Genomic DNA, 19,339 nt, shown 5'->3' on the forward strand with positions numbered 1-19,339 from the left:
CGCTTACCCCCGTCCACGCCGCTGAACCCCGCCCGGCTGGCCCCTCCCAGGGGCGGCGGAACCTGGTTTGCTGCTGGTGGGGACGAGCACGGGGAGGGCGGAATGCGCGACAACACATCACCGCACTGGCGGCAGAGGCGAGCGGCCGGGGCACTCGGCGGAGGCCGCGACGGGCGGTCACTGATCGGGCCGCCGCGGCGGCCCACCCGTCCGCACCGGTTCTTCACAGTGCACCTGGGCTTCACCGCGCCCGGCCCGGCCGAGGCCCGCGAGCTGGCCGTGGCGTACGCGGAGGCGCTGAGCCTGCTCCGCTCGGAGGTGGCACTCGGTGCGGCGGCAGTGTCACCGGCGGATGCCTGGCAGCGGGCCGAGCGGCTGTTCTGCGGCGCGGTCGGTCCGGACGGCGAACGCTGCGTCGACGTGGCCGACCATCCGGGCTTCCACCACGCCCCGGGCCCAGGTGGCCTCGGCTGGGGCGACGGCGACGGCCATGGTTGACCACCAGCCCCGGGTGGCCGATCCGGGGGTGCGCCGGCCGACCGGCCAGCGTGGCCGTGCCGGTGTCCCGACCACGGGCACCGGCACGGCGATCCACCACCGACGGGTCGTCGGGCACTGTCAGTCCAGGTCGAACTCGCCGTCCTGCGCGCCGGCCACGAAGGCGTCCCACTCGGCCTGGGTGAAGACCAGCACGGGCCCGTCCGGCTCGGCCGAGTTGCGCATCCCGATCAGATCGTCGACGAAGGCGACCTCGACGGCGCTGTCGGAGGTGTCCCCCTCGGCCCGCTGCCAGACCGCCCGAGAGAGGTCGAAGTCGCCCTTGGGGTGCTGCGCCATGGTTCTTTCCTCCAGTGCCGAGGGTCGTGTGGTGACCGGGTGCCGATCCCCATCGGGCAGGATAAGCGGATGCCGAGCCTGACCCGTGTAGAGGCGACCGCGCGTGGCGCGGCGATTACCGTCGAGTCCTATCAGGTGGACCTGGACCTGACCGGTGACGGCGACCTGTTCCGCTCCCGCGTCCAGATCCGGTTCCGAGCCACCGCCGGCGCCGCGACCTTCGTCGAGGTCAAGCCCGCCAAACTGCGCGGTGTACGCCTCAACGACAGCGACCTGGACCCCGGCCTGCTCAGCGACAACCGGCTGCCGCTCGACGACCTGGCCGAGGAGAACACGCTCGTCGTCGAGGCCGAGATGGCGTACTCCAGAACGGGGGAGGGGATGCACCGCTTCGTCGACCCGGCCGACGGCGAGACCTACCTCTACGCCCAGTCCTTCCTCGACAACGCGCCGCGCATCTTCGCCGCCTTCGACCAGCCCGACCTCAAGGCCCCGTTCACGCTCTCGGTCACCGCGCCGCCGCAGTGGATCGTCGCAGGCAACGCCGAGCTGGCCGCCAACCCGGCACCCGGGCGCTGGGAGTTCGCCCCGAGCGAGCCCCTGGCCACGTACTTCTTCTCGCTGATCGCCGGGCCGTACCACGTCCGGCGGGCCGAGCACGACGGCGTACCGCTGGGCATCTACTGCCGTCGGTCGCTCGCCGAGCACCTGGACGCCGACGCCGAGGAGATCTTCACCATCACCCGGCAGTGCCTGGACCGGTTCCACCAGCTCTTCACCGAACGCTACCCGTTCGGCAAGTACGACCAGGCGTTCGTGCCCGAGTTCAACGCCGGCGCGATGGAGAACCCGGGCCTGGTCACCTTCCGCGACGACTACGTGTTCCGTTCGGCGGTCACCGACACCCAGCGCGAGCAGCGGGCCGGCACCATCGCCCACGAGATGGCCCACATGTGGTTCGGTGACCTGGTCACCATGCGCTGGTGGGACGACCTGTGGTTGAACGAGTCCTTCGCCGAGTACCTCGGCACCCGGGTCACCGCCGAGGCGACCCGCTTCGATCAGGCCTGGACCACCTTCGCCATGCGGCGCAAGGCCTGGGGTTACGCCGCCGACCAGCGGCCCTCCACCCACCCGATCGCTCCACAGGAGGTCGTCGACGCCGAGGCGGGCCTGCTCAACTTCGACGGCATCTCGTACGCCAAGGGCGCCAGCGTGCTGCGGCAGCTGGTCGCGTGGCTCGGCGACGAGGCATTCCTCGCCGGCCTGAACGCGCACTTCGCCGGACACCGCTTCGGCAACGCCACCCTTGCCGATCTGCTGGCCAGCCTCTCCGCCAGCAGCGGGCGGGACCTGTCCGACTGGGCCGAGCTGTGGTTGCGCCGCCCGCAGGTCAACACGCTGCGTGCCGAGGTCGCCGTCGACGCCGAGGGCCGCTACACCGAGGTGGCAGTGGTGCAGACCGCGCCCGAGTCGTACCCGGTGCTGCGCCCACACCGGATCGGCGTGGGCCGCTACTCGTTGGACGGCACCGGGCGACGCGACGAGGTGGACATCGACCCGGACGCCGACGGGGGCCGCACCCTGCTCGGTGCGTTGACCGGCGAGCCGGCGGCCCGGTTGTTGCTGCTCAACGACGGTGACCTCACCTTCGCGAAGGTACGCCTCGACCCGGCGTCGGCGGACGCCGTCCCGCAGGTGCTGCCCGGTCTGGCCGACCCGCTGGCACGAGCTGTGCTCTGGCGCGAGGCACTGGACGCGGTGACCGACGGCGAACGGCCGGTCAACGGCCTGATCGACCTGATGGCCGCCGCGCTGCCCACCGAGACCGAGGTGATCATCGCGGAGGACGTGCTGACACTCAGCCGGTCCCTGGTCGACCGCTACCTCGACCCGCTGGCCCGCTCCACGGCGCTGGCCAGGGTCGCGGGGACGTGCCAGCGGCTGCTCGACGGCGCGCCGGCCGGTGAGTCGCTGCAGCTCGCCGCCGCACGCGGCTGGATCGCCGCGACCACCGACGCCGATCTGCTCGTCGGTTGGCTCGCCGGCCGGGACGTGCCGGCCGGTCTGAAGGTCGACGCGGAGCTGCGCTGGGCGGTGCTGCGTCGCCTGGTGGTGCTGGGCGCCGCCGGCGAGGCGGAGATCGCCATCGAGGCCGCCGCCGACAACAGCTCCACTGGCGCGGAACGAGCGGCCCACTGCCGGGCGGCCCTGCCCGACCCGGTGACGAAGCAGGCGACCTGGGAGATCATCGTGGGGGACACCGAGCTGTCCGGTCGGCTGCTGGAGGCGATCACCGAGGGGTTCTGGCAACCCGAACAGGCCGACCTGACCGCCGCGTACGTCGATCGGTACTTCGCGGAGATGCCGGCCGCCGCGCACCGCCGTACCCCCTGGACGGCCGACCGGGTTGCCGCCCTGGCGTTCCCCCGCTACGCCGTGGCGCAGCCCACCCGGGAGGCGGCCGCAGCCCTGCTGTCCCGCGACGACCTGACCCCCGGCCTGCGCCGGGCGGTGACCGACGCCGACGACGACCTGCGTCGCGCGCTGGTCGCCCGGACGGCGGTGGCCGCCGCCTCGGCCTGACCGCTGAGCAGCGCGGGCTGACGCCGTGGGGTGGCCGGCGCGGGCTGACCCGGCGCGGGCGGGCCGCTGCGGGGTGGCTGGCCGGCCACCCCGCAGCCACAGCTCAGCGCAGGGTGGGCTCCGCCGTGACCGGCGCGTCCCAGTCGATGACGTAGCGCTGCTCGTCGGCGACGGTCTTCTCCGGGTCCAGCACCGTGCGCACCATCAGCGGCATCAGCAACGGCATCAGCGTCCGCGCGACCGCACCGGGGGCCTTCGCGTGGTTGATCCGGGCCGCGCGGGCCGCGACCTTCTCCACCCGGGTACGACGCAGCCGCACGTACGCGGCGAACGCCGCCTCGACGTCCGGCAGGTCGCGCAGGCAGCGGGCGAGTTGCACAGCGCTCTCGATGGCCAACGACGCACCCTGCCCCGAACTGTTCGACGGTGCGTGCGCCGCGTCGCCGACCAGCACCATCCGGCCCCGATACCAGTGCGGCACGGGCGGCATGATCTGCAATGACCCGACCACCTGGAGATCATCGGCGTTGCTGGTCGCTACCAGCTCCCGGCCCGGGTCGTCGTCGCCGTAGGTGGCGCGCAGCGTGTCCAACCACTGCTCCGCCGGCACAGCCCGGGCCTCGACGAGGCTCATCGGCCGCTGCTGCGGCAAGTTGGCCCCCCAGCGGGTGCCGCCGCCGGGCTCCGGCCAGTACAGGTAGTAGCCGCGCCGACCGAACGCGAACGTCATCGTGCCCGGCTCGGCGTCCACCTCGTGGCGGGCGACCGCCTCGACGCCGAGCAGCCCGGTGAACCGGGGACCGGGCGCGCCCGGGTCGATGAGACCCCGGACCGTGGAGCGGATCCCGTCCGCGCCGACCAGGATGTCCGCGGTCGCCGTGCTGCCGTCCTCGAAACGTGCGGTCACGCCGTCGCCGGTCTGCTCGGCATCGACCAGCCGCTTGCCGTACGCGAACGGCACGCCCTCGGCGAATGCCTGGTCGTGCAGCACCTGGTACAGCTCGGCCCGGTGCACCACGTGCAGCGGTGGCACCCCGGTCAGCGTGGGCATGTCGATGCGGCGGCGGCCGACGGCCAGAGCGCTGCGGTCGATCGGTGTGGCGATCGCCGTCACCGCCTCGTGCGCGCCGACCGTACGCAGAGCCGCCACGCCGTTGGGCGCGAGGGCGAGGGTGCCGCCGATGCCGCTGGCCGTGGTCGGGTACGCCTCGTAGACGGTTGCGGTGATGCCGGCGCGGCGCAGCGCGAGCGCTGTCACCGGCCCGGCGATGCCACCGCCGATGACGATCGCGGTTCGTACCGTGGTCATGCTCTCTCCCTGGGTGTGGTCGGTGCGCGGGCGCGCGGACCTGGTGTGGTCGGTGCGCGTGCGCGCGGACCTGGGAGGGAGCCCGGTTATCCTCGTGGTTGCCGCTTCGGGCCGGGTGCCTTCCCAGGTGTCGGTTCGGGGTCAGGGCCCCGGTGAGGTGTTGGCGCACCTCGCCGGGGCCGCTCTTCAGCCGGTGGCGTCGGCTCTCCGGCTGCCGCTGTCGGGGCGTTCGGAGCTGTCGGGGCTTGCCTCCGGGGTGTGGGTGGTTGGGGTCTCGGGGTTGGCCTTCGGGGTGCTGCTTTTCTCGGCCAACTCGGTCAGCTCGGCCGGCATCTCGCCGGTCTCGTGGAAGGTCCGCCAGGTGTCCAACCCCGGGTAGCTGCCCGAGGTCAGCTCGGCGAGCAGCGCCCGCAGCCAGGCCGCCTCCGCGTCGCGCATGGCGAGGTCGTACTCCGACTCGACCAGGAACAGTCGCGGGATCTCCCGCAGGTGCGCGTCGAGCGCTTCGCGGTCCTGGCGGATCGCGGCCTCCAGCAGATCGAGCCGTTGCCGCAGCAGGGCGGTGGCCTCGTCCGGGTGCAGCGCGGCGAGCACGGACAACCCGGCCCGGAAACGGGGATGCTCCGCCATCGGGGTGGAGACCAGCTCGCGGGCCCAGTCGACCAGCTCCGCCCGCCCCGCGTCGGTGATCCGGTAGACGGTGCGTTCCGGGCGTCGGCCCTCGCGCACGCTCTCCACCGCCTCGATCAGGTGGTGTTTGTCCAGGTTGCCGATCACCGTGTAGAAGGACCCCCACTTGAACTCCATGTCCTGGTCCTTGCCCCAGGCACGCAGTGCGGTGGCGATCTCGTACGGGTGCATCGGCCGTTGGACCAGCGCGGACAGCACGGCCAGCGCCAGCAGATTGCCGACCTTGCGCCGCTTCGGCACGATGACCCCCTCGCTCGTCGACGGTTACTCGTCGACGAATATACGCCGACGGGCGGAATGCTGCGACCCCTACGTGCGGCGCTCTGCGGGCGGGGCATGGCCCGGCAGTTGAGTTGATCATTGCGCTGGGCCGGAACGGTCGGCCATGACGCCCGGCCTACGATCATTGGGTGGAGGAAGATATCCGGCGGATCGGGATCATGGGTGGCACCTTCGACCCGATCCACCACGGGCACCTCGTCGCGGCCAGCGAGGTAGCGGACCGGTTCGGCCTGGACGAGGTGGTCTTCGTGCCCACCGGGCAGCCCTGGCAGAAGGCCGACGAGCCGGTCAGCCCGGCCGAGGACCGGTACCTGATGACCGTGATCGCCACCGCCTCCAACCCTCGCTTCCAGGTCAGCCGGGTCGACATCGACCGCAGCGGGCCGACCTACACCGTCGACACCCTGCGCGACCTGCACGCCGAGTACGGCCCGAAGGTGCAGTTGTTCTTCATCACCGGCGCGGACGCCCTGCAACGCATCCTGTCCTGGAAGGACCTGGACGAGATCTTCGAGCTGGCCCATTTCATCGGCGTGACCCGACCCGGTTTCCCGCTGAGCGACAAGCACCTTCCGGCGGATACTGTCAGCCTGATCCAGGTGCCCGCGATGTCCATCTCGTCGACCGATTGTCGTGCTCGGGTCGCCAGAGGCGAGCCGGTCTGGTATCTGGTGCCCGACGGTGTGGTGCAGTACATCGCCAAGCGAAGCCTCTATCAGCACTGAGCGCACCCGTTATGCCCAGGTTCGTGGCACTAACCGACCAGAACTGGACGATCGGGGTGCCGCCGGGTATGAGACGCTTGGAGGATCGCACGCTTGATCAAAGGAGAACGGTGACGATTTCCGAACGCGCTCACGAGCTGGCTATCGCGGCCGCCCAGGCCGCCGCCGACAAGAAGGCGCAGGACATCACGATCATCGACGTCGGCGACCAGCTCGCCATCACCGACGCGTTCGTGCTCGCCGCTGCCCCCAACGAGCGCCAGGTGCTGGCCATCGTCGACGCCATCGAGGAGAGCCTGCTGGAGCTGCCGGAGAAGGCGAAGCCGGTGCGGCGCGAGGGCGAGCGTGGTGGCCGCTGGGTGCTGCTCGACTACGTCGACATCGTGGTGCACGTCCAGCACACCGAGGAGCGCGAGTTCTACGGGCTCGACCGCCTCTGGAAGGACTGCCCCACCATCCCGTTCGTCGATCGCGACCTGGTCGAGGCCGACGCCAGCGGGTCCGCCACCGCCGAATGACCCGACTGATCGTCTGGCGGCACGGCAACACCGACTGGAACGCCGCCAACCGCGTCCAGGGGCAGACCGACGTACCCCTCAACGAGCTTGGCCGCGACCAGGCCCGCGCCGCCGCCCCGCTGCTCGCGGGGCTGCGGCCCGACGCCATCGTGGCCAGCGACCTGAGCCGCGCCGCCGACACCGCCGCCGCGCTCGCCGCGCTGACGGGTCTACCGGTACGCACCGACGCCCGGCTGCGCGAGCGGCACTTCGGCCAGTGGCAGGGTCTGCACCTCACCGAGGTCGCCGAGCGTTTCCCCGAGGAGTACGCGCGCTGGCGGGCCGGCGACCCCGACCCGGGCGCGGATCTGGAGCCCCTGCACGACCTCGGTGAGCGGGTCGGTGCCGCGCTACAGGAGGCAGCCGACGCGGCCCCGGGCGGCACCGTGGTGATCGCCACTCACGGTGGCGGCTCCCGGCAGGGCATCGGTCACCTGCTCGGTTGGGACACTGCCGTGCTGCGCACCATCGGTTCGCTGGCCAACTGCCACTGGACCGAGCTGCGCCACGACGACGTCCGCGGCTGGCAGTTGCGGGCGCACAACGTCGGCCTGATCACCGCCCCGGTCGCCGTCGACGCGGTCTGAGCACTCGCGCCTCGGCGTTCCCGGCCTCGATCGGCTAGCGTGCCGGGCATGCCCGTCGCGGTTGTCATCGACTCCACCGCCTACCTTCCGTCCGAGCTGGTGCAGGCGCACCGGCTGACCGTCGTGCCGTTGACCGTCGTGCTCAACGGCGCGGAAGGGCTGGAGGGGGTGGAGACCCAGCCGGCCGACGCCACACTGGCGCTGAGCGCCCGCCGGGTCACCGCGACCACCTCCCGCCCGGCACCCGAGCAGTTCGCCCGGACGTACCGCCAACTGCTCGACGCCGGCGCCGACGGGATCGTCTCGGTGCACATCTCCGCCGCGCTGTCCGGCACGGTGGAGGCCGCCCGGCTCGCCGCCGCCGACCTGGACGGCCGGGTCGAGGTCGTGGACAGCCGCTCGGCGGGCATGGGGCTGGGCTTCCCGGCCATCGCCGCCGCCACCGCCGCCGAGGCCGGCGCCGACCTTGCCGCTGTACGCGACGCGGCGCTCGCCGCCATCGCCCGCACCACCGTCTGGTTCTACGTCGACACGCTGGAGTTCCTGCGCCGGGGCGGCCGGATCAACGCGGCCGAAGCGTTGGTCGGCACCGCGCTGTCCGTCAAGCCGATCATGCACATGCCGGACGGGGCGATCGTGCTGCGGGAGAAGGTCCGCACCGCCAGCCGGGGAGTGGCCCGTCTCGTGGACCTGGCCGTCGAGGCGGCCGACGGCGACGACGTGGATCTCGGGGTGCACCACCTGGCCGCGCCGCAACGGGCCGAGGCGTTGCGCGCCGCGTTGACCGAGCGGTTCGGCGGCCGGCTGCACGACACGTACGTCTCCGAGGCGGGTGCCGTCGTCGCCGCGCACGCCGGGCCGGGCCTGGCCTGCGTGGTCGTCCACCGCCGACCGGAGGGCTGAGCCGTGCCCACGTCGTGCGTGGTGACCGGAGGTGGTCGCGGTGTCGGCCGGGCCGTGGTGGAACGGTTGCTGGCGACCGGCGCCACCATCGTCGTACTCGAACGCGACGCCGACGCGGTCGACTGGTTGGCCGACCATCCGGCCGCCGATCGGCTCGTCGCGGTGGTCGGCGACGCCGCCGACGAGCAGGTGGCCGAGCGCGCCGCCGAGCTGGCCGACCGCGCCGCGCCGCTGACCGGCTGGGTGAACAACGCAGCGGTGTTCCGCGACGCCACGCTGCACACCGCGTCCGCCGACACGGTGCTGGACCTGATCGGGTTGAACCTGCGCCCGGCCGTGGTGGGCGCCGCGGTCGCCGTCCGCCGCTTCCTGGCCCGCGCCGCCGGCGGCGCGATCGTCAACGTCTCGTCGCACCAGGCCCGCCGACCGGTGTCCGGTGCCCTGCCGTACGCGACGGCGAAGGCCGCAGTGGAAGGGCTGACCCGGGCGCTGGCCGTCGAGTACGGCCGGCACGGCATCCGGGCCAACGCGGTAGCGCTCGGCTCGATCGCCACCGAGCGGCATGCCGAATTCCTCGCCACCCAGGAGCCCACCCAGGCCCAGTGGATCGACGCCGAGCTGACCCGGCTGCACCCGGTGGGCCGCATCGGGCGGGCCGAGGAGGTGGCCGAGGCGGTCGCGTACCTGCTGTCGCCCGCGGCGAGCTTCGTCAACGGGGTGACGCTGCCGGTGGACGGCGGACGGGCCGTACTCGGCCTCGACCCGGAGGCCCGCTGACCGCCGCGTAGCTGCTCCGCGCCGCTGGTGTTAGCCTCCGTGCGCGCCCCAGATGGGCCTACCCCCCGGAGGTTCTGGCTACTTCAGCCACCACGCCGAGATCGACGCGATGTACGCGTCTCTCGTGCGGGATCCGGGGCGTCGGTGCCCTCGGGGCTTCGTCATCTGTTGGCTGGGTGAACGCTGTGGGCCTCCGGTCGGGTCTTCGGATCGACCGGGAAGAAGACGGTACGGATGACAGTCACGTTCAACCACACCATCATCGCCAGCAAGGACAAGAGCGCCTCGGCCGCGTTCTACCGGGAGTTGTTCGAGCTGCCGGAGGCGCCATCGTGGGGGCCGTTCGCCAACGTCCAACTGGACGAGGGTGTGCTGCTCCAGTTCGCCGAGCCGCCGGTGGACATCCAGATGCAGCACTACGCGTTCCTCGTCGACGACGAGTTGTTCGTGCGGTGCCTGGCGTTCGTCGAGGGACGCGGCATCACGTACTGGGCCGACCCGCAGCTGAAGCGGGAGGGGGAGACCAACACCGAGCACGGTGGCCGGGGCTTCTACTTCTTCGACCCTGCCGGCCACGCGATCGAGATCATCACCCGGCCGTACCTGTAGGGGCTGATCGCGGCACACACCGACCTGTGGACGGAGTGCGGCAAGGCCGATCACCGTCGGTCACCTTCGTCGGGGCGGATCCGGCATAAGCGGTATACCTCAGAGGCATATTTATGCCTCTGAGGTATACCGCTCCTTGGCAGTTCGACATGGCGGGCCGGCCGAGCGCGCCCGGCGTTGCGGCCTTGACGTCGCGGCGCTCGGCGTAGCTGCCGTCTGCGCCCATAGCAGATCGAGGCATGATCAGGGCGTTGTCCACAGTGGCGTTGCTTGTCCACAGGACGACGCCGTCTACCTCCACCATCACGGCTGCCGCCATAGCGTCGCGCTGTGTCGCACGACGAGGAGACAGAGGTACGCCAGCGCCTGCGCCGGCTGACGGAGGCGGCTGTCGCACCGCTGCCCCGGCCGGAGGTGCCGCTCGCGGGCGTGCCCCCGTCGTCCCTGGTCCACGCGCAGCCCGCGGACGTACCGTCCTTCCGGCCCGCAGTGCCGCTCGCGGAACCGTCCTCGGACGGCCCTGCGGTCCCGCCCGAGTCGCGGTTGCCCGGCCCGTCGGCGTTCGACCCTGGGCGGCGGGGCGTGCGGGCGTTGGCGGTGGTCGCCGTGGTGGTGGTCGCGGGTGCGGCAGGTTGGGCCTGGCAGGCCCGGCCGCAGTCGGAGCCGGTCGCCCCGCTGGCCAGCGACGCCGCGTCGGCCGCACCGGTGGGTGATCCGAGCGTGTCCAGCTCCGCCGAGCTGGTGGTGGCGGTCGCCGGCAAGGTCCGAAAACCCGGTTTGGTACGCCTGCCGGCCGGGTCCCGTCTCGCCGACGCGGTGCAGGCGGCCGGCGGCGCGCTCCCGGGGGTCGACGTGGCGCTGCTCAACCCCGCCCGCAAGGTCACCGACGGCGAGCTGATCGTGGTCGGGGTGACGCCACCGCCGGTGCCGGGCGGTGCGGCCCGGCCTGCGGCGGGCGGTGCGGCACCCGCCGCCGGGCCGCTGAACCTCAACACCGCGACACTGGCGCAGCTCGACGCGCTGCCCGGGGTCGGGCCGGTGCTCGCCCAACGGATCCTCGCCCATCGCGATCAGCACGGCGGGTTCAAGTCCGTTGGCGACCTGCGCCAGGTCGACGGGATCGGCGACGCACGGTATGAGCAGCTCAAGGATCTGGTGACGGTGTGAGCGGGTTTTCCGTGACCGCTGACCCACCGGCCGGCGGGGCTCAGCCCGGGCCGCCGGCTGGGTCGGCGCAGGCCGCGCCACCGGTTGGCGGGGCCCGGTCGGAGCCGCCGGATCTGCGACTGGCTGGGCTCGCCGTGGCGGCCTGGCTCACGGCGCTCGCCGGCCTGCACCTTGGCAGCCGCGCCACGCTGCTGGTCGCCGGCACGGGGGCCGGTCTGACGGCAATTGGTGCTGCGCATCTGCTCGGCCGCCTCGGCCGTCCCCGAGCCATGGTGCGGCGCTACGGGTGGGTGGCCGTGGCGGTCGGCCTCGGTGTGGTCTGCGGTGGTGCGGCCACCGCCGCCCGGCTCGCCGTTCGCGACGCGCCGGCGATCGGTGCCCTCGCGGAGCAACGCGCTCCGATCACCGCCGACCTGGTCGTCCGGGACGACCCGCGCCCGATCCGGAGCGCCGGGCGGCCGGGGATGCTGCTGGTGTCGTCCGAGCTGGTCCGGCTCACCGGCCCGGACGGTCGACGGATCCACGCGTCGGTGCGGCTGCTCGTCCTGGCGACCGACCCGGCGTGGCGGGGCCTGCTGCCCGGGCAGCGCCTCACCGTCGACGGCCGGCTCGGCGTTCCGCGCGGCGGCGACCTCACCGCGGCGGTACTCAGCACCAACGATCCGCCGGAGCGGCACGGCGCGCCGTCCTGGGCGCAGCGCGCCGCCGGGACGCTGCGTACCGGCCTGCAACGGGCCTGCGCGCCGCTGCCCGACGACCCCGGTGGGCTGCTGCCCGGTCTGGTGGTGGGCGACACCAGCCGACTGCCACCCGCCGTCGAGGCGGACTTCCAGGCCACCGGAATGACCCATCTCAACGCGGTCTCCGGCTCCAACGTGGCGATCGTTGTGGGTGCTGTGCTGTTGCTGGCCCGGTGGTCGCGCGCCGGCCCGTGGCTCGCCGCCGCGCTGTGTGGGGTGGCGCTGGTGGGGTTCGTCATTCTGGTCCGCCCGTCGCCGAGCGTCGTACGGGCCGCCACGATGGGAGCGATCGGGCTCGCCGCGCTCGCTGCCGGTCGACCTCGGGCGGCGCTGCCCGCGCTGGCCGCCGCCGTGACAGTGCTGGTGCTCGTCGACCCCGAGTTGGCCGGGGATCCCGGGTTCGCCCTCTCCGTGCTGGCCACCGGCGGGTTGCTGCTGCTCGCGCCGCGTTGGCGGGACGGATTGCGTCGGCGAGGCGTCCCGCCTGGGCTGGCCGAGGCGCTGGCCGTGCCGGCTGCTGCCCAACTTGCCTGCGGCCCGGTCGTCGCCGGGATCTCCGGGACGGTGAGCCTGGTGGCGGTACCGGCAAACCTGCTGGCGGTGCCGGCCATCGCGCCGGCGACAGTGCTGGGCGTGCTGGCGGCCATGGTGTCGCCGATCTGGCCGGCCGGCGCCGAGTTCGTCGCGTGGCTGGCGAGTTGGCCGGCCTGGTGGCTGGTGCTCATCGCCCGCCAGGGTGCTCGACTGCCAGGTGGCACAGTGCCGTGGCCGGGCGGGGTGCCCGGTGCCCTGCTGCTGACCGGGCTGACCGTCGCGCTGCTGACCGCGGTGCGCCGGCCACTCGTACGCCGGCTGGTGGCGGTCGTTGGGGTCGCCGCCGTGCTGGGTGCTCTGCCGGTTCGGCTGCTGGCCGCTGGCTGGCCGCCCGCCGGTTGGGTGGTGGTGGCCTGCGCGGTGGGGCAGGGCGACGCCCTGGTGCTCCCGGTCGACCCCGGCCGGGCCGTGGTGGTGGACGCCGGGCCGGAACCGGGCGCGGTGGACGGTTGCCTGCGTCGGCTCGGCGTACGGGAGGTGCCCCTGCTGGTGATCAGTCACTTCCACGCGGACCACGTGGGCGGGGTGGCCGGGGTGTTCCGGGGGCGGCGGGTGGGTGCCGTGCTGACGCCGTCGTCCACCGACCCGGAGAACGGTCGGGACCTGGTTCGGGCGGCGGCCATCGGCGGACGGGCCGCGCTGCGGACCACCGTGGCCGGCGCTCGCCACCCCGTGGGCGGGGTCGACCTGCTGGTGCTCGGCCCGCCGTACCCGCTGGCCGGAACCAGGTCCGACCCGAACAACAACTCGCTGGTGCTGCGCGCCACTGTGGCCGGGGTACGAATCCTGTTGGCCGGCGACGCGGAGACCGAGGAGCAGCACGCGATGGTGGCGCGGGCGGCCCCCGGCCAGTTACGGGCGGACGTGTTGAAGGTCGCGCACCACGGGTCGGCGTACCAGGACCAGGGCTTCCTCGACGCGGTGCGGCCGACGGTGGCGCTCGTGCCGGTGGGCACCGGTAACACCTACGGGCACCCGAGTCCGGGGCTGCTCGCCCACCTGGGCAGGAGCGGCGTGCGGGTGCTGCGCACCGACACGGACGGCGACGTGGCGGCGGTCCGAACGGGCGACGGTCTGGCGGTAGCCCGGCGAGGTGTGCCCGCGGGCCGACGGCCTTGAATTTGTCTCCGATTAATCGTCCGCCTTGCGGATTAAACGGGGAATTGACTTGGATGTCTGGATTTGCGCTGTGTGCGGGCTGCGCCGATCAAGCAGCGAATGAGCAGGCACGATCCCGCCGCAGGCCGTGCGAATATGGGCGGCGTGACCCCCGCCAGCCTCGCCCCCATTCTGCTCGTCCTCGGTGACGAGGAACTGCTCGCCACGCGCGCGGTCACCGAAGCTGTCGCGAAGGTTCGCAGTGTCGACCCCGAGGTGGACGTCCGCGAGTACCAGGCCAGTGCGCTCACCGTCGGCGAGATCGCCGAGATGCTCAGCCCCTCGCTGTTCGGCGGTCGGCGGCTGCTGATCCTGCGTTCCGGCCAGGACGCCCGCAAGGACCTGGTCACCGCGCTGTTGGCGTACGCGAAGAATCCCGACCCGGAGGTCCAGCTGCTGGTGCTGCACCTGGGCGGTGCCAAGGGCAAGGCGTTCGCCGACGGTCTGCGGGCGGCCGGCGCGACGGTGGTCCCGGCCGCCAAGCTCAAGGGGCACCGCGACCGCGTGGCCTTCGTTCGCGACGAGATCCGCCGAGCCGGCGGAAAGTGCACCGACGACGCCGCCGAGGCGCTCATCGCCGCGGTCGGCAACGACATGCGTGAGCTGGCCGCCGCCTGCTCCCAACTGGTCGCCGACACCGATGGGCGGATCAGCGCCGAGACGGTCTCCCGTTACTACCGGGGCCGGGTCGAGGTGACCGGCTTCACGGTGGCGGACGCCACCATGGTCGGCGACGTGCCGGGGGCGCTTGAGGCGCTGCGCTGGGCCCTGCACGTCGGGGTCGACCCGGTGCCCATCGCCGACGCCCTGGCCGACGGGGTGCGCACTGTGGCCCGGGTGGCGTCGGCCGGGCGAGGTAGTCCGTACCAGCTCGCCAGCAGCCTCGGAATGCCCGCCTGGAAGATCGAGCGGGCGCAGCGGCAGGGGCGGGGCTGGACGCCGGAGGGCCTGGTCCGGGCCATGCAGGTCGCTGCCGAGTGCAACGCGGCCGTCAAGGGCGGCTCCGACGACCGGGCGTACGCCCTGGAGCGTGCGGTCTTCTCGGTCGCGGCGGCCCGGCAGGGCAGCACCAGGTGACGGGGGCGAACCGCCCGGCGTGGGCCATCATTCCCGTGGACGAGGAGCGTTACCGGCCGCTCTACGCCCGGCTCCTCGGCCTGCGGTTCGTCAACCCCGGCGGCGTGCTGTGCTTTCTCTTCTTCGAGGGTGCCATCGCCCTGGCGGTGCTGCTCGCCCTCGCCGAGTTGGTCAGCTGGTGGGCGGTGCTGGTGCTGCCGGTCGTGGTGGCCGCCATGGTGAAGCTCAACGACATGGTGGCCGCGATCGTGGTCCGCTCCGCCGCGCTCGTGCCCGAGCAGGAACGGGACCGGTTTCGCCGGCAGATGGAACCGGTGGTCGGCCGAGCCCGGGTGGAGTGGGTCTCGCACAGCGTTACCGGCGTGGTGATCACCGCCGACCAGGTGCCACCGCCCCGGCGGGCCAACCCGTCGGACTGAGCGCCGACCCCGTGGGGGCCCACGCACCGAACAGCCGGTCCGGATGAACACGGCCGGCCTCTGGACACACGGAAACCCCGGGCCTGGGGCCCGGGGTTTTCCGAATCAGTCTGACGGTGAAGTCGTCAGGCGGAGAGCGACACCACGCGCTTCGCGATCGCGGACTTGCGGTTCGCGGCCTGGTTGGAGTGGATCACGCCCTTGCTGACGGCCTTGTCCAGCTTGCGCGAGGCGTCCAGCATGAGCGCGGTCGCCTTCTCGACGTCACCGGCCTCGGCAGCCTCGTGGAACTTCCGGACGGCGGTCTTCAGCGACGACTTGACCGACTTGTTGCGCAGCCGGGCCTTCTCGTTCTGCCGGTTGCGCTTGATCTGGGACTTGATGTTCGCCACGCGACAGCCTCGTCTTGATAGCTCGGGTTGGTCAGCTTATTGCGCGTGATGACGAACGTGCGTCATCGCTGCGCGAAGAGCCAGGTTACCAGGTCGCCGGGGCCGAGCCAAAACGGCTCGGCCTTCGCGCGGACGGACCCGGCCCGTCGGGGACCAGGTTACGCCCTCGAACACGGCGGCGGCTCACCGCCAGCGCGACGGCAGGCCGGTCCGCCGCACCGCCAGCCCGGCCCGCGTCACCGCCAGCCCGCCCCAGGTCAGCCCGCGTTACCGCCAGCGCGCCCCAGACCGGCCCGCGTCACCGCCAGCCCTGGCGGTGGGCCAGCCAGTCGAGCGACTGCTCGCCGCTCCACCGCTGGTGGGCGGGCAGGTGCGGCGAGGCCGTCGGCGGTGCCGCCGCAGCGCCGGTGAGGTAGTAGCCGGCCAACGCGGCCAGGGTCGCGTCCAGCGCGTCCGGGGGCGCGCCGGCGGTGGCGGGGTGCGCGGCGAAGAGCCGGTCCGCGTCCAGCCCGCTGGCGTACGCGGTGAGCAGCAGGCCGGCCAGGTCGAACCAGGCGGGCCCGGAGCAGACCCAGGTCCAGTCGCAGAACCAGGCTCGGCCGTCCGAGTCGATCAGCACGTTGTCGACCCGCAGGTCGCCGTGGATCAGGCCGGTCGCGCTGGCGGCGTACCGGGGTAGGAGGGATTCCAACTCCACCAGCTCGGGCAGCCGGCCCAGCAGTGGCGCGGGCAGTGGTGGGGTCGGCTCCCGACCGGCGGCGACCTCCTCCCACCAGAGGATGTCCGACCGGGCAAGGTCGGCCAGGTGCGGCAGACCGAGCGCGGTCAGCTCGGCCGGCGGGTCGGCCAGGGCCGCGGCGATCTGCGCGTACCCGGCGAGGGTGGCGTCCAGCTCGGCGGGCACCCAGGGCAGGCGTGGGGTGTGCCCGTCGACGGCGTCGGTGCAGAGCACGAACCAGCCGGCCGCGGAGAGGGTCCACCGGGGGCGGGGCGCCGGCAGGTCGGCCGGCAGCCGGTCGAGGATCGCGGCCTCTCGGGCGTACCAGTCGACCAGATGCGGTTGCTCGGCGGCGGGTGCGGCCTTGACGAAGGCCCGACCTCCGTCGGCGGTGTCGAGCACGGCGGCGAAGCCGCGGGTGAAGCCCGCGCCCGCGATCCGGGCGGTGACCACCGGCGCGCCGAGCCGTTCGGCGACCGCGGTCCGCAGCGCCGCCGGTAACGCCGGCCACGACGGGCGTAGGGCGCTCGCGTGGTACGGCACCGGCGGCAGCAGGGGAGGGGACATCCCACCATGCTGCCCCGGGGTACGTGCGCGACGCACGACGACACTGCCAGACTGCCAAGCCATGAGGACCGAGGACTTCTGGCAGCTGATCGACGAGGCGCGGGCCGGCGGCGGGGGTGAGCCCGGCCCGGTCGCCGCACGGGCCGTGGCGTTGCTCGCCGAGCGCGACCCGGAGGACATCATCGGGTACGCGCGGCACCAGACGCGGGTGCTGGCCGCCTCGCACAAGGCGGATCTGTGGGGTGCGGCGTACCTGATCAACGGTGGCGCCTCGGCCGACGGCTTCGAACACTTCCGGGGCTGGCTGATGACCCAGGGTCGGGCCGTCTTCGCCCGCGCGGTCGCCGAACCGGACTCGCTGGCCGAACTGCCCCAGGTGCGGGCGGCCTCGCTCAGCGGCGAGGAGTTCTCCGCCGAGCAGATGCTCTCGGTGCCCTGGGACGCGTACCGCAAGGCCACCGCGACCGAACTGCCGGCGGACCGCGACCCGGTGCGGACGCCGGATCTCAACGACTTCTGGGACTTCGACGACGAGGACGAGGCGCGTCGCCGGCTGCCCCGACTGGCCGCGCTCTTCGTCGAGCCGCCGATGGAGTGAGAGGTCCTCGGGCCGTTCCATCGCCCGCGCAGTGGGCGCACCCCGGCGGCGTGGGAACATAGAGGGGGTCGGCGGCGCGCCGGCCTGTTCACGTCAGCCGACCAGAACGGACCGCTGTGCCACCGAAGCTCGATCCCGGCGCGAACGCCCCTGGTTCCACCGACCCCGGTCGCATCCGGAACTTCGGCATCATCGCCCACATCGACCACGGGAAGTCGACCCTGGCCGACCGGATGTTGCAGCTCACCGGTGTGGTCGACCCCCGGCAGATGCGCGCCCAGTACCTGGACCGGATGGACATCGAGCGCGAGCGTGGCATCACGATCAAGAGCCAGGCCGTTCGCATGCCGTGGACCATCCGTGAGGGTGAGCGGGCTGGCGAGCACGCGGTGCTCAACATGATCGACACCCCGGGGCACGTGGACTTCACCTACGAGGTGTCCCGGTCGCTGGCCGCCTGCGAGGGTGCCGTGCTGCTGGTCGACGCCGCGCAGGGCATCGAGGCGCAGACCCTGGCCAACCTCTACCTGGCTCTCGAGAACGACCTGCGCATCATCCCGGTGCTCAACAAGATCGACCTGCCGGCCGCGCAGCCGGAGAAGTACGCCGAGGAGCTGGCCCACCTGATCGGCGGTGACCCCGCCGACTGCATCCGGGTCTCCGGCAAGACCGGCGAGGGCGTTCCGTACCTGCTCGACGAGATCGTCCGGCAGTTCATCCCGCCGGTCGGTGACGCCGTGGCGCCCGCCCGGGCGATGATCTTCGATTCGGTGTACGACGTCTACCGCGGTGTCGTCACGTACGTCCGGGTCATCGACGGCCGGATCAGCGCCCGCGACCGGATCAAGATGATGTCCACCGGCGCGGTGCACGAGCTGCTGGAGATCGGTGTCATCTCACCCGAGATGGTCAAGGCCGAGGCGCTCGGCGTCGGCGAGGTCGGCTACCTGATCACCGGTGTGAAGGACGTCCGGCAGTCCCGGGTCGGTGACACGGTCACCATCAACAGCCGGCCGGCGGCCGAGGCGTTGGGTGGCTACAAGGACCCGAAGCCGATGGTCTATTCCGGCCTCTACCCGATCGACGGATCCGACTACCCCAACCTGCGCGAGGCACTGGACAAGCTCAAGCTCAACGACGCCGCCCTGGACTACGAGCCGGAGACCTCCGGCGCGCTCGGGTTCGGCTTCCGCTGCGGCTTCCTCGGCCTGCTCCACCTGGAGATCATCCGGGAGCGGCTGGAGCGCGAGTACAACCTCGACCTGATCTCCACCGCGCCCAACGTCGTCTACCGGGCGATCACGGACGACGGCGAGGAGATCGTCGTCACCAACCCGAGCGAGTACCCCACCGGCAAGATCGCCGAGGTGTACGAGCCGGTGGTCCGGGCCACAGTACTGACGCCCAACGACTACGTGGGCGCCGTCATGGAGCTCTGCCAGGGTCGGCGCGGCACCCTGCTCGGCATGGACTACCTCTCCGCCGACCGGGTGGAGCTGCGCTACACGCTGCCCCTGGCGGAGATCATCTACGACTTCTTCGACCAGTTGAAGAGCCGTACCAAGGGCTACGCCTCACTCGACTACGAGCCCTCCGGCGAGCAGGCGTCCGACCTGGTGAAGGTCGACATCCTGCTGCACGGCGAGCCGGTGGACGCGTTCAGCGCCATCGTGCACAAGGACAAGGCGTACAACTACGGCGTCACCATCGCCGCCAAGCTGCGCACCCTGATCCCGCGCCAGCAGTTCGAGGTACCGATCCAGGCGGCCATCGGCAGCCGGGTCATCGCCCGGGAGACCATCCGGGCGATCCGCAAGGACGTGCTCGCCAAGTGCTACGGCGGCGACATCAGCCGTAAGCGCAAGCTGCTGGAGAAGCAGAAGGAAGGCAAGAAGCGGATGAAGATGGTCGGCCGGGTCGAGGTGCCGCAGGAGGCCTTCATCGCCGCCCTCTCCTCCGACTCCGGCGACGGCAAGGCCGCCGGCAAGAAGTAGTTCGCGCCGCCGTACGCGCCCGGGTGCCATCCGCACCCGGGCGCGTCGCGTTT

General features: G+C 72.4%; 19 protein-coding genes. 14 read left to right on the plus strand and 5 right to left on the minus strand.

The window, feature by feature from the left end:
* Positions 1-102 precede the first annotated feature (102 nt).
* A complete protein-coding gene (locus tag MED15_RS27220; protein WP_112737301.1) occupies positions 103-498 on the plus strand; it encodes a hypothetical protein in 396 nt (131 codons plus the stop codon).
* Positions 499-618: 120 nt separating this feature from the next.
* Here the strand turns inward: MED15_RS27220 and MED15_RS27225 are convergent, their stop codons facing one another.
* Positions 619-837 carry a DUF397 domain-containing protein gene (locus tag MED15_RS27225; RefSeq protein ID WP_030336536.1) on the minus strand — a complete coding sequence of 73 codons (219 nt, stop codon included), beginning with the start codon at positions 835-837 and terminating at the stop codon, positions 619-621.
* A gap of 69 nt (positions 838-906) precedes the next feature.
* On the opposite strand from MED15_RS27225, the gene pepN reads away from it, so the two are divergent.
* Entirely contained in the window at positions 907-3,423 is a 2,517-nt protein-coding gene (gene pepN, locus MED15_RS27230) for an aminopeptidase N (RefSeq protein WP_112737303.1), read from the plus strand.
* A 103-nt stretch (positions 3,424-3,526) separates the two neighbouring features.
* Here pepN and MED15_RS27235 read toward each other — a convergent pair whose 3' ends face one another.
* Both MED15_RS27235 and MED15_RS27240 read right to left on the minus strand, forming a co-directional pair.
* Complete coding sequence (locus MED15_RS27235) at positions 3,527-4,732, minus strand: FAD-dependent oxidoreductase (protein WP_112737305.1); 1,206 nt, start codon at positions 4,730-4,732, stop codon at positions 3,527-3,529.
* A 186-nt stretch (positions 4,733-4,918) separates the two neighbouring features.
* Positions 4,919-5,662: a PadR family transcriptional regulator gene (locus tag MED15_RS27240; protein WP_112588312.1), complete on the minus strand. Its 744-nt coding sequence runs from the start codon at positions 5,660-5,662 to the stop codon at positions 4,919-4,921.
* A gap of 170 nt (positions 5,663-5,832) precedes the next feature.
* On the opposite strand from MED15_RS27240, the gene nadD reads away from it, so the two are divergent.
* From nadD to MED15_RS27290, 10 genes are all read left to right on the plus strand, one after another.
* A complete protein-coding gene (gene nadD, locus MED15_RS27245) occupies positions 5,833-6,429 on the plus strand; it encodes a nicotinate-nucleotide adenylyltransferase (RefSeq protein WP_112588310.1) in 597 nt (198 codons plus the stop codon).
* Between the two features lie 110 nt (positions 6,430-6,539).
* Positions 6,540-6,947: a ribosome silencing factor gene (gene rsfS / locus MED15_RS27250; protein ID WP_091409872.1), complete on the plus strand. Its 408-nt coding sequence runs from the start codon at positions 6,540-6,542 to the stop codon at positions 6,945-6,947.
* Positions 6,944-7,573, plus strand: coding sequence for a histidine phosphatase family protein (locus MED15_RS27255; protein ID WP_112588308.1), 630 nt, complete (start codon positions 6,944-6,946; stop codon positions 7,571-7,573). Before rsfS ends, MED15_RS27255 begins: the two co-directional genes overlap by 4 nt.
* A gap of 48 nt (positions 7,574-7,621) precedes the next feature.
* Entirely contained in the window at positions 7,622-8,476 is an 855-nt protein-coding gene (locus MED15_RS27260; protein ID WP_112588306.1) for a DegV family protein, read from the plus strand.
* Between the two features lie 3 nt (positions 8,477-8,479).
* Positions 8,480-9,253: an SDR family NAD(P)-dependent oxidoreductase gene (locus MED15_RS27265; RefSeq protein ID WP_112588304.1), complete on the plus strand. Its 774-nt coding sequence runs from the start codon at positions 8,480-8,482 to the stop codon at positions 9,251-9,253.
* Between the two features lie 234 nt (positions 9,254-9,487).
* Positions 9,488-9,862 (plus strand): VOC family protein, encoded by a 375-nt coding sequence (locus MED15_RS27270; RefSeq protein ID WP_112604312.1) that lies wholly within the window; start codon positions 9,488-9,490, stop codon positions 9,860-9,862.
* Between the two features lie 330 nt (positions 9,863-10,192).
* Entirely contained in the window at positions 10,193-11,029 is an 837-nt protein-coding gene (locus MED15_RS27275) for a ComEA family DNA-binding protein (protein ID WP_112737307.1), read from the plus strand.
* Between the two features lie 11 nt (positions 11,030-11,040).
* Positions 11,041-13,482: a ComEC/Rec2 family competence protein gene (locus tag MED15_RS27280; protein WP_112737329.1), complete on the plus strand. Its 2,442-nt coding sequence runs from the start codon at positions 11,041-11,043 to the stop codon at positions 13,480-13,482.
* Between the two features lie 135 nt (positions 13,483-13,617).
* A complete protein-coding gene (gene holA, locus MED15_RS27285; protein ID WP_112737309.1) occupies positions 13,618-14,598 on the plus strand; it encodes a DNA polymerase III subunit delta in 981 nt (326 codons plus the stop codon).
* A complete protein-coding gene (locus tag MED15_RS27290) occupies positions 14,595-15,017 on the plus strand; it encodes a hypothetical protein (RefSeq protein WP_112737311.1) in 423 nt (140 codons plus the stop codon). The genes holA and MED15_RS27290 overlap by 4 nt, the downstream gene beginning before the upstream one ends.
* A gap of 125 nt (positions 15,018-15,142) precedes the next feature.
* On the opposite strand, the gene rpsT is transcribed toward MED15_RS27290, so the two are convergent.
* Both rpsT and MED15_RS27300 read right to left on the minus strand, forming a co-directional pair.
* Positions 15,143-15,409 (minus strand): 30S ribosomal protein S20, encoded by a 267-nt coding sequence (rpsT, locus tag MED15_RS27295; protein ID WP_030491765.1) that lies wholly within the window; start codon positions 15,407-15,409, stop codon positions 15,143-15,145.
* Between the two features lie 298 nt (positions 15,410-15,707).
* A complete protein-coding gene (locus MED15_RS27300) occupies positions 15,708-16,694 on the minus strand; it encodes a phosphotransferase (protein ID WP_112737313.1) in 987 nt (328 codons plus the stop codon).
* A 61-nt stretch (positions 16,695-16,755) separates the two neighbouring features.
* On the opposite strand from MED15_RS27300, the gene MED15_RS27305 reads away from it, so the two are divergent.
* Together MED15_RS27305 and lepA are read left to right on the plus strand one after the other, a co-directional pair.
* Positions 16,756-17,292, plus strand: a complete 537-nt coding sequence (locus MED15_RS27305; RefSeq protein ID WP_112588292.1) for a DUF4240 domain-containing protein — start codon at positions 16,756-16,758, stop codon at positions 17,290-17,292.
* Positions 17,293-17,408: 116 nt separating this feature from the next.
* Positions 17,409-19,286 (plus strand): translation elongation factor 4, encoded by a 1,878-nt coding sequence (lepA, locus tag MED15_RS27310; RefSeq protein WP_112588290.1) that lies wholly within the window; start codon positions 17,409-17,411, stop codon positions 19,284-19,286.
* Positions 19,287-19,339: the final 53 nt, after the last annotated feature.

This window comes from Micromonospora noduli, from assembly GCF_003264475.1.
GTDB lineage: Bacteria > Actinomycetota > Actinomycetes > Mycobacteriales > Micromonosporaceae > Micromonospora > Micromonospora noduli.

Excerpts from the sequence above, each read along its gene's own strand:
- holA (WP_112737309.1), top strand. The coding sequence starts at position 13,618 with ATGGGCGGCGTGACCCCCGCCAGCCTCGCCCCCATTCTGCTCGTCCTC.
- MED15_RS27270 (WP_112604312.1), top strand. The coding sequence starts at position 9,488 with ATGACAGTCACGTTCAACCACACCATCATCGCCAGCAAGGACAAGAGC.
- MED15_RS27235 (WP_112737305.1), bottom strand. The coding sequence starts at position 4,732 with ATGACCACGGTACGAACCGCGATCGTCATCGGCGGTGGCATCGCCGGG.
- MED15_RS27260 (WP_112588306.1), top strand. The coding sequence starts at position 7,622 with ATGCCCGTCGCGGTTGTCATCGACTCCACCGCCTACCTTCCGTCCGAG.
- MED15_RS27220 (WP_112737301.1), top strand. The coding sequence starts at position 103 with ATGCGCGACAACACATCACCGCACTGGCGGCAGAGGCGAGCGGCCGGG.
- MED15_RS27255 (WP_112588308.1), top strand. The coding sequence starts at position 6,944 with ATGACCCGACTGATCGTCTGGCGGCACGGCAACACCGACTGGAACGCC.
- MED15_RS27305 (WP_112588292.1), top strand. The coding sequence starts at position 16,756 with ATGAGGACCGAGGACTTCTGGCAGCTGATCGACGAGGCGCGGGCCGGC.
- pepN (WP_112737303.1), top strand. The coding sequence starts at position 907 with ATGCCGAGCCTGACCCGTGTAGAGGCGACCGCGCGTGGCGCGGCGATT.
- MED15_RS27300 (WP_112737313.1), bottom strand. The coding sequence starts at position 16,694 with ATGTCCCCTCCCCTGCTGCCGCCGGTGCCGTACCACGCGAGCGCCCTA.
- MED15_RS27225 (WP_030336536.1), bottom strand. The coding sequence starts at position 837 with ATGGCGCAGCACCCCAAGGGCGACTTCGACCTCTCTCGGGCGGTCTGG.